Here is a 17,116-nt window from a genome sequence, read left to right as displayed (position 1 = left end):
ATTTAGTGGCCAAGGAAACTGATGTAACCTTGAAGAACAATAAGGTTAGTGATATCGATAAAGAAAGCACCAACAATCGGCACAACCATAAAGGCTTGTGGCGATGGCCCATTACGAGATACTAACGAACCCATATTCATTACAGCAGTAGGGGTTGCACCCATACCGAAGCCACAGTGACCGCCTGCAATAACCGCAGCATCATAGTTACTGCCCATTACACGGAAAGTAACAAAATAGGTAAATAAGCCGAGTACTACCGTTTGGACTGCCAGAATAATCAACATTGGCATTGCCAGATCCATCAGCTCCCACAAGTGCAAGCTCATCAGTGCCATTGCTAAGAACAGTGACAATGATATGGTACCAAGAGCATCCACTGTTTCTTTATTGATTTTATAGCATTTAGTCCCTTCACAGATATTGGTAATAAAAACACCAATAAATAGAGCATAAACAAATTCAGGAATACGTAATGCGCTGATTCCGAAACTATCTACAAAATCTTTAAAGTGTGAAGCACCAGCAACACAAACCAATAAAATGAATAGCACTTCAATGGTATTTTTTGAGGTAATACGGTCTTCTTCACGATCGCTATACGTGATCAGATCTGGGTGTTCAATGTGATGGTTACCACTTTCACCGAAATCGGATTTTAGCTTATGCTTATTGATCAAGCGTTGCGCAATTGGACCACCAATAATACCCCCCATGATCAAACCAAACGTTGCTGCCGCCATCGATAATTCTAGCGTGTTTAAACCATAATCAGTTGCAAAAGTCTGAGACCAAGCAGCACCAGTACCATGACCACCTGAAAGAGTGATAGAACCAACGATAAGACCAAGTAATGGATCTAAACCTAAAGCTTTACTCATACCTACGCCAACAGCATCTTGAATGATGATAAATACTGTTGCGATACCTAAGAATAGGAATACGCGTGAGCCACCCTTCATTAGCAGTTTATAGCTAGCAGCAAGGCCTACGGTTGCAAAGAACATTTGCATTAATGTGTCTTGCATACTTAATTTGAAACTAATGTCATAACCTTGAAAGTGGAAAAAGGTAATAATAAAGGCAATGACAAGTCCACCGACGATAGGCTCTGGAATATTATATTGTCTTAAAATCTTGACTTTCGTATTGATAAAGTAGCCAAGAAAAAGCACGATTATTGCAATAAGCAAAGATTCGAGCTCATTAACATGAATTGATGTTGTCATTTAAAATCTTCTTTTTTACTTCTTTGATGCTAATTTTAACTCCAAAAAGACATTCTTACCATATTGCTATTGTTGTTGCTCTATGCTAGATGGTGCCTATTTTGAGTGCTTGGGTATTTATATATTATTGAGTAGTCGTTTTTTTATATGGTTTATTGTTAAAATTTTGCACTTTGTTGTTAATTGTTAGTTTGCATTGTGTTTTGTTATTTATTGTCTATTTAAATACGCTTTAGTCGGCGTTTTTTTGCTTTATTAATATGGTTAATTTTTCAGAATCAACGCGTTATATTTTAGTGGGGTGACTTTTAAACTATAGGGTATAGCGTTCTTTTTATTTAATGGCTGTAATACAAAGGTTAAATTGAAAATTTAGTTGTTGGTAATGTGATTAAAAAAAAAGGGTTAATTCTCATAACCTGAGAAATACACCTAGTTAGCTAAAACAGTATTATTTGGTCTTTGAAAAAAAGTATAAAAACTAGAAAAAAACTTATGAAACATCGTTCAAAATACTAAAAAGAGGCTATTTTTGCCTTTATGGGCTATTAAATGCGACTAATTACATTTTTATTAATGACTATTTCCCTTATTTATAGATAACGAATGAAATAAATTATGCGTTAGCTAACCTATTGCTTATAAAGTCTTATCTCATAGTGTGAGAATAATATTAATACCTTATTTTTATGCGTAATCTTGCGGCAGGAAGAAGAAAAACAAAGCAGCTTATGATAATGAAGGAAATAGGGTATTAATGGTAACGATGAGAATGTATCGCTACCACTAAGTTACAATGATGAGAGATGAAAAATATACATTTGGGTTGGCTTCTAGCAAAAAGCTACTCAGCGCTGTATTTTTTTAACTTTAGATCTTTTTTCAGTTGTTGAATGTACGCAATGCGATCAGGGTCTGCTGGGCGAGCATCGTTTTGACGCTCTTGTTGAGCTTGAGCTTCACTTGGGAGCACACAACGTCCACGAATACGTTGGTGATATTGTTTCGTTTCTTGTTCTGCACGTAATGTGGCTTGTTCTTGCTCTTTTGCCATCGCTTCACGTGCTTTACTCTGATCGGTAGCATCAACCACAATATAAGCATTGCGCTTTTGCATTCTATTTGGCTGCTGACCAAATTGTTCCCGTTGCTTAATAAAGTTATCTAAGTGATCACTAAAACTCATTGTGACGTCCTACGAAGTAATCAAAAAAGAATCCACTTATGATTAACAATAAAATGGCGTATATCTATAATGATAAGCTACAACGTTGAATAAGAGAACCTCTTATATAATGTTCTCTGATATTTGCCGTTGTTGATGTAAATATTGGCGATTAAAATTATCACGAGTAAGGGGTTTGTTGAAATAGAATCCTTGAAATTCTTCAACACCAAGCGCTTCAAGTGCAATGACTTGTTCTCTATTTTCTACTCCTTCTGCGACAATGGTTAGGTCAAGGTTGTGAGCAAGATTGATAATTGCTTCAATGATAGTAATGCTGTCTTTGTTATAAGGTAAGGCTTTAACAAACTCTCGGTCTATTTTTAGTATATTAATGGGAAATCGACTCAGATAGGCGAGAGAAGAATACCCCGTACCAAAATCATCAATAGCAATTTTAACGCCAAGTGTTTTGAGCGCGATCAGTTTTTGATAGGCTAATTCAATATCTGTCATTAAAACACTCTCTGTGATCTCAAGCTCGAGGTAGGCAGGATCACAATCGGCTTTTTTTATCGCTTGTTTTAAAATGGCGGTTAAATTGGATTCAAGTAATTGCTGGGCTGAGATATTAATTGCCATACTGATATTGAGTCCTTGCTGTTGCCATTGTTTAAGCTGATAGCAGGCTTTTTCAATAAGGAATATACCTGCTTCTAGAATTAAACCGGATGACTCAAGTAATGGAATAATATCGACAGGAGCTTGATAATCTCCATGTCGATCACGCCATCGTAGTAGGGCTTCTACGCCAGTTAATGAGTGTGAGTGGGCTAATACTTTTGGTTGGTAGTAGAACTCATAACGATCTGTGTTGATAGATTTTCGTAATTCAGATTCGAGTTCTAACTTGTGTGTCGTTTCTGTTTCCATTGTAGGATTAAAATAGCAATATTGATTTTTAGATTTATCTTTAGAGTAACTGAGAGCTATATTTGCATTTTTAATTATTTTTTCAGCTGTTATCAAAGTGTTTTTTTGCAATGAAATACCAATACTGGCTGAAATTGAAATCAATTTACCATCATAGCTGATGGGGGCATGAATATTGTTGAGTAATCGGTTTGCTAAATGATCAATATTTTTACGATGCTGAACAGATTGGATAACGACACCAAATTGGTTGTTATTCAATCGCGATAAAAGATTAACAGCTCTGAGATTTGATCGAATACGTTTTGATATAATAACGATTATTTTTTCTTTCTTCTCATTATCTAAAGAATCATGTAATTGTTTGAATAGATCAATCTCAATAACTAAAACAGATATTTTAGAATTATTGATTTTTGAATATACTAATGATTCATTTATTTTCTTAATAAACATATTTCGATTAGGAAGTGATGTTAACTGATCATAATGTGCTAGATGATCTAACTGATGTTCATAGTTTATACGTTCTGTAATATCTTTACTGGTTGATATGTAATTACTGATTCGCCCATTATCGTCACGAATAGGGGAAATAGTATTATCAAGATATTGAATACTATTATCTTTGTTTTTTTGAGAAATAATACGCTGAATCGTTTTCCCTTGATTAAGTTTTGATTGAATATCGTCTATTTTATCTTTGTCATTAGTATAGCGTTTGAAGATAGTCTTACTATCTAATCCAATGATATTCGTATAATTATCCCCTACGCTTTTCTTATATGAGCTATTCACATATTGAATAAATCCGAATTTATCAGTAATGATCACCGCTTCTTCGCTTTGTTCTACAGCTCTAGATAGTCCTTTAAGTTTTTGTTCTCGTTTAATCCATGATGTTACGTCAATAATATGCAACATTATGTTATCGTGACCATTGTTATTAACTTTAGTAGCAATAATTTCGATGTGTTTTTTATGGATTTTTAGTTGTGTTTTTTGCTGTATATTGTATTGCATATTATTGATTTTTTTTAATAATGCAACCATGTCACTTTTTGTATCAATTGATGGTATATACGAAATTAAGTTTTTATTAGTAATATCATTTTTTAAATCTAAAATAGAAAGTGCAGCTGCATTAATGGCTGTTATTTTTTTATACTCATCTATTATCACTATACCTGAATCTGTGTTTTCAATTAGTGAGTGATAACGACGGCTATCTGTTTTTCTGCTCTTATTTATTTTCTGTATTTCATTTTTTTGGTTGTTAATATAATAAATAACAAAAATGCCACCAATGAAGGTTAATATAATAATTACATAGTTAATATAAATATTATAAGATGGTTTTTTACTGAGAAATTGATAGCTATCCGTTAATGTAACTTTTGATATTAATATCCAAGGTGATAAGTTTCCATATTTAAAATCAAGCATCGATTTTAATGATACAGGGGTGAAAATAGGGGAGTAGGTATAGATAGTATTATCTTTTAATATTTGTTGATGATTATAATTTTTTATTTCTTCCCATAATACATAATTTGATTTTTTGAAGTTTTTTGTTTTATTAACAAATGACTGTCTATTTTCGGTAATATGATTTTGTTCAATATTAACTAATGTTTGGCCTTGGTTATTAACAATCCAGGATTGCAGAGGTAATGAGTGATTTGTTTTTGATGTGATAAGAAGATCGGATAGATTTTGTTGTTCTATTTTTACAACCCATGAAATATTTTGCACCGTCATATGTTGATAATACGCGATAGTGTTGATTGGCTCAGAGGCGGTATTAATATAAGTTTTATTGAATGGTAGTGCAAAAGCATGATCAATATTGCTCAATTCAGTAGCATCGGTGATAGGTTGATTATTTGTGACTATTATTTTTCCTTCTTCAGTAGTAAATATTTGTAAATAAGCGCTATTTTTATAATCAATAAGACTAATACTCTGTAATGTAGTATTGCTTGCGAGTACTTTATTGCTGAAAGTAATAAAATCATCACGCTGTGAGTGTGTTAGTGCCTGTTGCCAGGATTGTTGTTTTAAATAATCGCTGAGTTGCTCAAAGTGAGAGACAGTATGTGTAATCTGTTGTGTGATAAGTTGTTGTTGGTGGTATTGTTGCTGACGTTGTATTGTTTTTATACTATTGATTGTCTCATCATTATTTTGATTGTTGTCAGTGGCTACGTTTATTACTGTTAAAGTGAGTAATAAAAGAGAGAAAACTAAACTGACTCCTAGTGCTTGTCGCATAATATCCTTATAACATACCGTTAGATTTAACATCTAATGCACCAACTATATGCTATTGAACACATAAAGTTAAGATTATAAATATAATTTTGTGATGTATATGTAATCGTATGGTTGCTATTTGTGATTATTTAAACGTAAAAAGCCTTGAGAGGAAACTCAAGGCTAGAAAGTTATAGCGGTTAAATTTAATTACTAATTTGTCGTGGTTGTAGTTTCTAATGTGATTTTTTGCTCTGCTGCCAATTGGCTTTCATAGCGGTTATATTTCCACCATGCATAGCCAAGGAAGATAACAATACCACCGACGTTATAGAAGATAATCGTCATGATGTCGGCACCTGTTGGGAAAGTAGAAGCCAAGAAACCGATACTGAAGATACCAATTAGAATCGATACCATCACGATGCCTGTTGTACGTGAACCCATCTTAAAGTCACGTGGTAAGTGATCCAATTTTAGACGTAAGTTTAAGTAAGCAATCATAATAAACAATGGTGGTAGCATAGAAGCTGCCGCAGTCATGTTAATTACAGTGCTCATTAGTTCTTGTACTGAATCAGAACCTAACATTGGTACGATAAGTAGAGGTATTACAATGAAAAATTGCGCCCATGCTGCACGTGCCGGAACACCATTTTTGTTTAATTTAACGGTTTTCTCACCAAAAATACCTGCAGGGATCTCAGAGAAGAAAATTTTAACTGGTGTGGCTGTCCACATCAGTAATGAACCTAACATTGCCGTGAATGAAACAACACCAACGAAACGATTCATTACAATTTCAGGTAATCCATAATGGCGCGCTAAACCTTCAAATACTTGTACTGAACCACCAGTGAATTTCAGTGCTTCACGCTCAACAAATACGTTGATTAGTACAGATGAAACACAGTACAGACCACCGATAAAGATACCTGCAAAAATAATTACTTTTACAAACGCTTTGTGACCACCTTTAATATCATTAACATAAACCGACACAGACTCTGCTCCGCCAGCCGCCATAAAGATCCATGCTGTTACGCCAAAGAAGGCCCAGTTAATTTGCGGTGTTAATGCTTCTACTGTAATCGGATCTGCCGGTTGAATACCGCCCATTACCGCCGCACCTGCCAATATAATGTATGACAATGTTAGCACTAGCATAAATGACGAGGTAACAGAAGTGATTGGCCCCAACATCTTTGCGCCATTGGTTGATACATACGTAGCAAGGGCAAATAGCGCAATACTTAATAGTGTGGTCGTGGTTGGGGTAAATATATATTCATAGCCAAGGAACGCATAGGATGCATAAGCAATAACGCGCGGCAGTAATGAGGTAAAAAAGAATAGATTAACAAACCAATAGGTATAAGCGGCGAGGAATGCCCAACGTCCACCAAGAGAACTTTTAACCCACGCATAAACACCGGCTTCTGAGTCTTTATTCAGTGAAACAAATTCAGCAATGATTAAACAAAATGGGATGAAATAAAGTAAGGTAGCAATAAAGAACATAGGGGTAGAGGATAAGCCAATTTCGATATTGTTATTAATGACATTATTGAAACTGTATACCGCAGCAAAGGTCATCGATAGTAGACCAAATTTCCCTATGGTATTACGTTTTGATTCAGACATGAGAATCTCCGATGGATCACGTTTAGTATTGTAGGATGTCTATGTATTTAGCGACTAAACCAAATCATAGGTTATTGTTTTTATGCTTTATATTTGTTTCTTTTTTATTGCATAACCGCCAGCGATGATTAGCTGGCGGTTATGTTTAGTTATTTATTAAGGAAGTAACCGTCCTCAATGGTGACACGTAAAACGACTTTCTCAAGGTTGTCAGCGGCACTGAAACGGTGAGCTTGATTGTTTTCAAAAATTACCATTTGGCCTGCTTCTATGCGGTGGGTTTGGCCGGTACCAGCTAAGTATTCACGATCGGTTTCATCGCTGTATGGATGAACTTGCGTTAGTGTGTCTTTATCTGCACATTCAATGGTTTCACTGCCTGCAAGGTAGTAATGCACATCAAAATAACGACGATGACCGACAAAGTGCTCATTTGCGGTTGAAGGGCCATGTTGAAGTCGATAAGCCAGTGAATCACCCACAGAGTGGAAGACATTTGGCTGAATATTCGGGATATTTTCAATAGCCTCTACACAACGATTCCATTTACGACCATCGCGATATAGACTTTTGAACTGATCCAGTGATGCTAAAGTAATCATTATTTATCTCCACCGATACGTGTTGTGGTAAATGTTTGACTTGCTAAGTAGCGGCTATCGCAATCTGCTTTACTAAATGGCACTAAGCTTAGTTGGTAACTAAAGTCATTAAAGTAAACACGATATGAGTCAAGTACTTCTGAACCCCATGAGTTAGAGCCTAAGCCCATAACTTGATGATCAAGATTGACCGTAATGTAACCACTTGGCTCAAGCTCATTAATGTGTTGTGCTTGATGGATATGTTGATTAGTGTAATGCCACGCACTGAAATTAATTTCTTGCTCAGGTTTAACCAATAAACCTACACCATGACGATTAGTTAAACTTGCCCAACGGACATGTTGACGGTTGCCATTATTTTGTGGGAACGGGTAGTTCTCAAACATATTGCTAACGGTAGTACTGTAGATATCAATAATGTTACTTTGACGGCTATCTTGGTAACTTTCTTCAGGGCCTCGTCCGTAGTATTCAACCTGATCAAATTGATTATTAATCCCTAAATCTAAACCGATAACAGGAATGACATGTGGGTAATCACCGTACTTATTGCCACTTAACGTCATGTTAACTTGACCTTGAGGACAAATTTCAAAACGGTATTGGCAACGCATACCAAAATCTAATACTGGTGGTGCAACAATACTGTTAGTGGTAACAATCACCTTACCTGCAACGTGTTCTACATTAATGCTGCGGAAATGCTCTTGCATAATTTGCAGATGAGCAGGGTGCCATAAACCTTCATATTCTTGCTTATGGTTATCAATCATCGGCTTGAAGAAGCTCATTGCAGGTGATGATGCAATCAGTTCATTATTTTGGCGTAGCCATGATGTAAGCTTGCCGTCGACTTTAGAAAAGCGCAGGGTAAAGTCATAACCACTAATTTCCCAATCAAGACGGTTTTCAATGACTGACAGTGGTATAGCATTGTTATTTTCAAATATTTCAGGATATGCAGTATTGGGTTTGGCTTGGTATTGGAAAATACCAAGTTCATGGTTAGCTTCGCTATATGCGGTGCGAGATTTTTTACGTATCGACACGTTTACAAACGTTTCACGTTGATCCATCACTGGCAGTGCTAATTCAATATCGCGTGATTCACCTGCCGCCAAACCTGTAACGGTAATTTGATTAAAGGTTAGCGTGTCGCCTTCAGCACGTACTGCGATATCAAATACCACGTCATCTAAGGTAGAGAACCAATATTTGTTAGTAACCGTAATGATACCTTTAGTGTGATCTTTAACGTTGATTTTTACCGGACAAATAACTTGTTTGTATTCACGTAAACCAGGGCCTGGAGTTTGATCTGGGTAGACTAAGCCATCCATGCAGAAGTTATAGTTATTTGGATAATCGCTGTAATCACCGCCATATTTGTATACATCACGGCCATTTTCATCTTGTTCGTAAATGCCGTGATCACACCATTCCCATACAAAGTGACCTTGAATATGATCATGTTTATAGAACACATTTTGATATTCAGTCAGTCCACCAGGACCATTACCCATAGCATGAGCATACTCACAAATAATTCGTGGCTTAGCATGTGGGAATTCACCAAACTCATTCATCATTTGGGCGCGAGAGTACATAGTACTAATAATATCAACCACTTCAGCATCACGATCTTCTTCGTAATGGACTAGACGGGTATCATCAATCGCTTTGGTTGCTGCATACATTGAACGAATATTACAGCCGTAACCTGATTCGTTACCCAGTGACCACATAATGATTGAAGGGTGATTTTTTTGGGCGTGAATATGACGCTCAATACGCTCAACGAATACTTGTTCCCATGCAGGATCATCTGTGATCATGTTTAAGTTGCCAACATTCGCAAAGCCGTGAGTTTCAACGTCGGTTTCAGCCATCACAAATAAACCGTACTGATCACACAGTTCGTAAAAACGCGGATCATTAGGGTAGTGTGCTGTGCGTACTGCGTTAATGTTGTGTTGTTTCATCAATACGATGTCTTTCTCGACACGATCCATTCCAACAGCGCGGCTGTTAAGGTGGTCGTTATCGTGACGGTTAACCCCGTGGAGCATTACGTATTGACCGTTTATTTCAAACAGACCATTACGCACTTTAATATCGCGGAAGCCAACTCGTTGTGGAATCACTTCAATTATGATGCCATCAGCATCTCTTAGTGTTAGAAATAAGTGGTATAAATGCGGGTTTTCAGCCGTCCAGTGGATTGGATTTACCATTTTGATTGCAAAATCGGTATGTGTCATACTGGCAATTGTTAGATTGGAAACGTTTCCATTGGCAACCTGATGTTGACCATCGTAAAGGGCATAATCAAGGCTATAGCCATTAACAATATCACCGCTGAGGTTTTCTAAATCAATTTTACAGCCCAAGGTTGCTGCTTGGTAATTATCATCAAAATCAGTACGTACAGTGAAATCACGTACGTGAACAGGCTCTTTACCGACTAAGTAAACATCACGGAAAATGCCCGCCATCCACCACATATCTTGATCTTCGATATAGGTTGAATCAGCCCATTGCATCACGCGTACAGAAAGTAAGTTCTTGCCTGTATTAACAAAAGCAGAAATATCAAATTCAGCAGTTAAACGGCTGCCTTTACTAAAGCCAACATATTGGCCATTAACATAAACTTCAAAATAGGTTTCAACGCCGTCAAACTTAATAATCGTTTGTTTTTCATTCCAATTATCACCCAGGAAGAAGGTGCGCTGATATGCGCCAGTTGGGTTATTTGAGGGTACAAAAGGTACATCAATCGGGAAGGGGAAGCCTTCGTCTGTGTATTGTAAGTTACCGTGGCCTTCCATTTGCCACATGTTTGGCACTTGAATGCTTGTCCAGTCACTCATTTCTTGATGATAGAATTCTTCAGGAACAAGCAATGGGTTAGTGAAGAAATTGAATGTCCACTGGCCACTTAGCAACATGAAATGCTGACTTAAATCACGCTGAAAGCGTTGTGCTTTATTTAATGCGTTGTAAGAGAAAAAGTATGCACGAGGTGCCAGTCTATTTTCGCTAAGTAAGTTAATGTTTTCCCAGTTATTCACGATGCCTCCAAGACATGTTTTAATTATCTGGAGTTATTATTAAGTAAAATTTTACTAAAAAATATAGGTAAAACTTTGTTGTATTAACTCGATCACATTCTGTTTTGAGCTTTGTGAGGTCGACAACAAAAAAACAATTACAGATGATTATTTGAGTGATCTTGCTCTTGTTTTAAACAGTCTATGAATTAAAAGATAAAAAAAAACGGCAAGTAAATTGTCGTTTTTTATTTATTATCAATTGGTTATATTATTTTTTGGTTGTCTCGCGCAAAATGAGTTGGCTTGGAACAAAGACTCGTAATGGAATGGTCCGACCGTCACGACTGCGCTCTAATAATAGATTAACGCCTTGAGAGCCCATCAGTTCTGAGTGAATTCTAAAGGTTGATAACGGTGGATAAGTAAACTTCGCGGTTGGAATGTCATTGACACTGATTACGCTAATATCATTAGGAATATTGAGTCCGCTTTCATGTATCGCACGTAATACACCAATAGCGATTGAGTCTGATGCGACAAACAAAGCACTTGGGTGATTATTGGCAAGCATCTGTTTAGCTAATGAATACCCAGATTGACTACTAAAATCACCGCGATAAATATCATTATCAGATACAACGCCTTTAAATTTGCCATATTCAGTAAAAATTAATTCACGAATATCATATTTATCAGGGTTATCTTGACCACCAATAAATCCAATTCGCTGATAACCTTGCTGAGTAAAGTGGTTAATGACTTCTTTACTGATCCGCTCTAAATCAATATCAATACAATCAATATCAAGTTGGTGATCGGTGTAATCAATATAAACCGTGTTACTCGAAAGGGTACGAGCTGCGGCAAGGTTATCTTCGCTTACTTGTCCTATTAGCAATATGCCATCCACGGTTTTAGGCGCAGCGGCAATATTACATTCATAAATATTAGTTAGTTTAATACCGAGTTTATCGCATTGGGTATCAATGCCATGTCGAATAGCGAGGTAGTAGGGATCATCAACTTCAATATCTTGTTTGTAGTTATACAAGGCAAGGAAATGTAAGGTGTTTTTTTTGGCTGTTTTTCGAGATTGACTGGTAGTGTATTCAAGCTGTTCAGCAATTTCAAAGATTTTGCGCTTAGTCTCATCTTTTACGCTTAGGGTTGGATCATCATTTAATACTCGAGAGACCGTCGCTAACGAGACACCAGCTTTGGTTGCTATTTGTTTTAATGTTGCCATTTGTCCTCCGGCAATCCCTGCAACCTAAATCATGTTTGCTGTGCGTTTAAGGGACATGTGATTATATTTTATAGAATTATACTATTTATTTTTAGTAAAAAACGCGAATAATTTAGTATCTATTATTGAATATTTTATCACCGAGATCGGAATTGGTGGATAGAGAAGTTTAAAGTATTGAGTGATTTGATGCAGATAAGCAATAACGATAATCTTATCCTGTGATGATTAGCACGTATTATTCTTTTAATGGAAACGTTTACACAATGTGTCATTGATCACGGAAGTTAGCCTGAAATCACTTTAGACTTTTTAGCATTAAATAATCACAAGAGCTGAATTATTATGTCTGAATGTTTTGATCCGATTGACCATCCTCATCGTCGTTATAATCCGTTAACAGGGCTGTGGGTGCTAGTTTCACCACACCGCGCTAAGCGTCCGTGGCAAGGTGCTGATGAGCAGCCACAACCGGAATCGAATCTTGCTTATGACGGTTCTTGTTTTTTATGTCCAACCAATACCCGTGTGTCAGGTGATAAAAACCCCGATTACACTGGCACTTATGTTTTTAGTAATGATCATGCTGCATTAACTGCCGATACGCCAAGTGCTCCTGAAAACAGTAATCCATTATTTCGTTGCCAAAGTGCCCGTGGTTTAAGCCGTGTTATTTGTTTTTCACCTAATCACAGTAAAACGCTGCCGCAATTATCAGTTGGTGCAATTCGTAAAGTGGTTGATACGTGGAATGAGCAAATTGAAGAGCTAGGTAAAGATTACGTTTGGGTACAAGCGTTTGAAAATAAAGGCTCAGTAATGGGATGTTCACAACCACATCCCCATGGTCAAATTTGGGCAAATAGCTTTTTACCGAATGAAATTAGCCGTAAAGATACTTTATTACGTGAATATTATGCACAACATGGCACTAACTTATTAGTTGATTACGTTAATAGTGAGCTAGAAGACGGTTCTCGTACTGTGGTTGAAACTGAGCATTGGTTAGCAGTGGTGCCTTATTGGGCGGCATGGCCATTTGAAACCATGTTATTACCTAAAACCCATATTCGTCGAATGGATGAGTTAACTCAAGCCCAGCGTGATGATTTGGCGCTAGCGATTAAAAAATTAACCAGCCGTTACGATAATCTTTTTAAATGTTCATTCCCTTATTCAATGGGATGGCATTACGCTCCTTTCTTTGAATCTGATGTTAATTTTAGTGATACCTCAACCGATCATTGGCAGCTACATGCGTTGTTTTATCCACCATTATTGCGTTCTGCAACAGTGAAAAAATTTATGGTGGGTTATGAAATGTTGGCTGAAAGTCAACGTGATTTAACCGCAGAACAAGCGGCTGAAAAATTACGCGCCGTAAGTGATGTGCACTATTTAGATTAAGTGCTGAATAGCACGAATAAAAATATGTTTCTTGATAATCTTTGGTAATAGTAGGTAAAAATAATGACAACGAATCGTACTCAACACCTTATTGATAATGTATCAGCTGTTTTCTCATCAGTATTAGGCTATGTCGCCAGCCATATTATTCAAGCGCCTGGGCGTGTAAATCTTATTGGTGAGCATACCGATTATAACGATGGTTTTGTGCTTCCTTGTGCGATTGATTATCAAGCCATCGTGGCTGCTGCACGTCGTGACGATAATATCGTGCGTGTGGTGGCGGTTGATTACAATAATGAAATGAACGAGTTTGATATTAGTCAACCGTTAGAATTTGACCAGCAATGCATGTGGGTAAACTATGTTCGTGGTGTGATTAAATGTCTGCTTGAGCGAGGCTATGTTCTTGGTGGCGCCGATATTGTTATCAGTGGTAATGTTCCACAAGGTGCAGGTTTAAGTTCATCAGCAGCGCTTGAAGTCGTCATTGGTCAAACATTTAAAGCATTATTTGGTCTTACTATTAGTCAGCAAGAAATTGCACTCAATGGCCAGCAAGCAGAAAATCAGTTTGTTGGTTGTAATTGCGGCATTATGGATCAATTAATTTCAGCTGAAGGTGAGCAAAACCACGCACTATTAATTGATTGTCGTTCGCTAGAGACAACTGCTGTTGCGATGCCTGAAGATATGGCGGTGGTAATCATTAACTCAAATAAGAAACGTGGTTTAGTCGATAGTGAATACAACACGCGTCGTGCACAGTGTGAACAAGCTGCTGCCTTCTTTGGTGTACCAGCCTTGCGTGATGTGACATTAGCGACGTTTATCGCGCGTGAAACAGAGCTTGATCCTATGGTTGCTAAACGTGCTCGTCATGTGATCACTGAAAACATGCGAACGGAACAAGCCGCTATTGCGTTAAGTAATGGCAATATGGTGTTATTGGCTGAGCTAATGGCAGAGTCACATGCATCAATGCGGGATGATTTTGAGATTACTGTGTCTGAGATTGATACGCTGGTTGATATGGTGAAAGGTGTTATTGGCGATCAAGGTGGCGTACGTATGACCGGCGGTGGTTTTGGCGGTTGTATTGTGGCACTGGTACCGCCAACATTTGTTGATGCTATTACCGTTGAAGTGAATGCGAAATATCAGGCTGCAACAGGCTTACAAGCAACTATTTATGTGTGTAAAGCTATGGCGGGCGCTGGTGTTATCAGTGAACAAAACTTAGCAATAGCGTAATTTAAGGCGATTGAATATGTTAACTCATTTACCTCAACACGCTATTACCTTACATCAATCCATGACTGTTGATATGGCAACGGATGGGTTACCTGCAAAACTGGTCACCCTTGTTAATCAACGCGGTATGTCAGTTACGTTAATGGATATTGGTGCTACATGGCTTAGTTGTTGTGTACCTGTCATCGTGGATCACCAAACCCAATACCGAGAAGTGTTGTTAGGGGTAAGTACCTTGAATGACTTTTATCAGCAGCAAGCCTATTTAGGCGCAACCGTTGGGCGTTATGCTAACCGTATTGCTGCAGGTAAATTTAACTTAGACGGTGAAGATTACCAACTATCAATTAATCAAAATGGCAATTGTTTGCATGGCGGCAAAAGTGGTTTTAGTCATCGTCGCTGGCAGATGCAGCAAGTGAATGCCACCGAAGTGCAATTTAGTTTGTTATCTGCGGATGGTGATATGGGTTTCCCGGGGAATTTACAGGTCATTGTTACTTATACTCTGACTGAAAATAACGAATTAAATATTCGATACAGTGCTGAAACGGATAAGCCCACCGTGGTTAACCTTACCAATCATGGCTATTTTAATTTGCTCGGGGCTGATAATGGCAAAGATTGCTTATCACATCAGTTAATGATCAATGCCGATCATTATTTACCGACGGATTCAAGCGGGATCCCGCAGGATGAATTTAAGAGGGTTGAAGCAACAAGTTTTGATTTTCGCGAGCCAAAATTGATAAATCAAGATTGGTTAGTGGATAATGATCAACGGCAAGCCAAAGGGTATGATCATGCGTTTATATTACGCTCTGATGTGCATCGTGCCATCACTGCTTGTGCAACGGTCATTGCTGCTGATCATTCATTAACGATGGGTGTATTAACCACTAAACCGGCAATGCAATTATACACAGGCAATTTTTTAGCTGGGTGCCCTAATCGAGTTGGGGGAGAGTATGCTGATTACAGTGGTTTTGCGTTAGAAACCCAATTTTTGCCAGATTCACCAAATCACCCACAATGGCCGAATAATAATTCGATACTACGCCCAAATGCGCAGTATCGTCATCTAACTTGTTATCGGTTTCGATAGTCATTAAGTCATTATCAATAACGCTCACAGTGTGAAAACTATATTTAGTTAATACTGTGGGCGTTTTTATTGGTGGTTACTTATTATAAAACGCATTAAGTTGCTGAATAATTTCATCTTTACCATCGATATTGTGTAATTTCTTAACACTATCATCGGGAATTTCAAAAATATGTTTAATCGCCTCAGCACTAGCATTAGAAATACCATTAGTTCGGTATTCTAAGCGTTGGTGAATTAACTTATCTGATGTGGTTACATAAATCAGATCAATATTATCAACATACTGGCGAATGTAATCGCGGTGTTTTTTCTTATATGCCCCTTGAGTGATCACCAGACGTGGATAAATAGCACGATAGTAGTGAATTTTATCAACAATACGGCTAAAAAATTGGTCACGCATTTCTTCTGTAAACGGCTGCTTCTCGGCAATAACCTGACGCATTTCATCAGTAAGATCATCATCTGCATGGTAAACAAACCATTCATGATGAGCGCCAATAACGTCACCGACAAATGATTTTCCTGCACCTGATAAGCCAAACAAAAACAACACTGATGGGGCAGAAGTTAGTTGGAGGCGATGGCTCATTAAATGCTCACTGTAGATGACAATTAGGTTATGGCAATTGCATTTAACATACAATTACACGTTAAGGGCGTTAATGTGCCAAATTATTGCTGCAGTTAAAAGTTTAAAATTACAAAAAATACTGCTAGAGAATAAAAAATAGACATTAGGTGCGGTTTACATTCATAAATGACTACTGACGATGGATTTCATGGTAAAACAGAAGTCGAAAAATTAGATAGGGATAGGAAAACAATGCAAACCATATTGATAATAATTAATGATGCTCCTTATGGATCTGAGCGTCCGTTTAATGCACTGCGATTGGCCATAAAACTAAATGAACAAGACGCTGAGCCTGTTGCTGTGAAAGTTTTTTTAATGTCTGATGCTGTCACCTGTGCACTAGCAAAACAAGCCCCAACAGAAGGGTATGATATTCAACAAATGGTTGAGATTGTTCTAGCCCAAGGTGGTGAAGTTAAATTGTGTAAAACATGCTGCGCCGCACGCGGATTAACAGCATTACCATTAATTGAAGATGTTGTAATTGCAACATTAGATGATTTAGCAGAGTGGACACTTGCAGCGGATAAAGTGTTTACGTTCTAAAGTAGTGCTGCTAGATAATAACCGCATCAG

The 17,116-nt window shown here is 37.4% G+C and carries 12 protein-coding genes; 4 read left to right on the top strand and 8 right to left on the bottom strand.

The window, feature by feature from the left end; all coding sequences use genetic code 11:
* Nucleotides 1–2 precede the first annotated feature (2 nt).
* From gltS to ebgR, 7 genes are all read right to left on the bottom strand, one after another.
* The gene (gltS, locus tag C9I86_RS16450; RefSeq protein WP_080157701.1) at nt 3–1,229 is read right to left on the bottom strand and encodes a sodium/glutamate symporter; all 1,227 of its coding nucleotides are present in this window, start codon (nt 1,227–1,229) and stop codon (nt 3–5) included.
* An 844-nt stretch (nt 1,230–2,073) separates the two neighbouring features.
* Nucleotides 2,074–2,415 carry a hypothetical protein gene (locus tag C9I86_RS16445; protein ID WP_080157700.1) on the bottom strand — a complete coding sequence of 114 codons (342 nt, stop codon included), beginning with the start codon at nt 2,413–2,415 and terminating at the stop codon, nt 2,074–2,076.
* A gap of 102 nt (nt 2,416–2,517) precedes the next feature.
* Nucleotides 2,518–5,601 (bottom strand): EAL domain-containing protein, encoded by a 3,084-nt coding sequence (locus C9I86_RS16440; RefSeq protein ID WP_158258960.1) that lies wholly within the window; start codon nt 5,599–5,601, stop codon nt 2,518–2,520.
* 195 nt (nt 5,602–5,796) lie between these two features.
* Complete coding sequence (locus tag C9I86_RS16435) at nt 5,797–7,227, bottom strand: amino acid permease (protein ID WP_080157698.1); 1,431 nt, start codon at nt 7,225–7,227, stop codon at nt 5,797–5,799.
* Nucleotides 7,228–7,376: 149 nt separating this feature from the next.
* Nucleotides 7,377–7,829 carry a beta-galactosidase subunit beta gene (locus C9I86_RS16430; RefSeq protein ID WP_107276952.1) on the bottom strand — a complete coding sequence of 151 codons (453 nt, stop codon included), beginning with the start codon at nt 7,827–7,829 and terminating at the stop codon, nt 7,377–7,379.
* A complete protein-coding gene (ebgA, locus tag C9I86_RS16425) occupies nt 7,829–10,906 on the bottom strand; it encodes a beta-galactosidase subunit alpha (protein ID WP_107276951.1) in 3,078 nt (1,025 codons plus the stop codon). Before ebgA ends, C9I86_RS16430 begins: the two co-directional genes overlap by 1 nt.
* A gap of 250 nt (nt 10,907–11,156) precedes the next feature.
* The gene (gene ebgR, locus C9I86_RS16420) at nt 11,157–12,134 is read right to left on the bottom strand and encodes a transcriptional regulator EbgR (protein WP_080157695.1); all 978 of its coding nucleotides are present in this window, start codon (nt 12,132–12,134) and stop codon (nt 11,157–11,159) included.
* Between the two features lie 345 nt (nt 12,135–12,479).
* Here ebgR and C9I86_RS16415 point away from each other — a divergent pair, with 345 nt between their 5' ends.
* From C9I86_RS16415 to galM, 3 genes are all read left to right on the top strand, one after another.
* Nucleotides 12,480–13,541 (top strand): UDP-glucose--hexose-1-phosphate uridylyltransferase, encoded by a 1,062-nt coding sequence (locus tag C9I86_RS16415; RefSeq protein ID WP_107276950.1) that lies wholly within the window; start codon nt 12,480–12,482, stop codon nt 13,539–13,541.
* 63 nt (nt 13,542–13,604) lie between these two features.
* A complete protein-coding gene (galK, locus tag C9I86_RS16410) occupies nt 13,605–14,795 on the top strand; it encodes a galactokinase (protein ID WP_107276949.1) in 1,191 nt (396 codons plus the stop codon).
* Nucleotides 14,796–14,811: 16 nt separating this feature from the next.
* Nucleotides 14,812–15,900: a galactose-1-epimerase gene (gene galM, locus C9I86_RS16405; protein ID WP_107276948.1), complete on the top strand. Its 1,089-nt coding sequence runs from the start codon at nt 14,812–14,814 to the stop codon at nt 15,898–15,900.
* 76 nt (nt 15,901–15,976) lie between these two features.
* On the opposite strand, the gene C9I86_RS16400 is transcribed toward galM, so the two are convergent.
* Nucleotides 15,977–16,495 (bottom strand): shikimate kinase, encoded by a 519-nt coding sequence (locus C9I86_RS16400; protein WP_080157691.1) that lies wholly within the window; start codon nt 16,493–16,495, stop codon nt 15,977–15,979.
* Between the two features lie 234 nt (nt 16,496–16,729).
* On the opposite strand from C9I86_RS16400, the gene C9I86_RS16395 reads away from it, so the two are divergent.
* A complete protein-coding gene (locus C9I86_RS16395) occupies nt 16,730–17,086 on the top strand; it encodes a DsrE/DsrF/TusD sulfur relay family protein (protein ID WP_107276947.1) in 357 nt (118 codons plus the stop codon).
* Nucleotides 17,087–17,116: the final 30 nt, after the last annotated feature.

The sequence above is a fragment of the Photobacterium sp. NCIMB 13483 genome, assembly GCF_003025475.1.
GTDB classification, from domain to species: domain Bacteria; phylum Pseudomonadota; class Gammaproteobacteria; order Enterobacterales; family Vibrionaceae; genus Photobacterium; species Photobacterium piscicola.
This window is presented reverse-complemented; position numbering and strand designations above follow the sequence as displayed.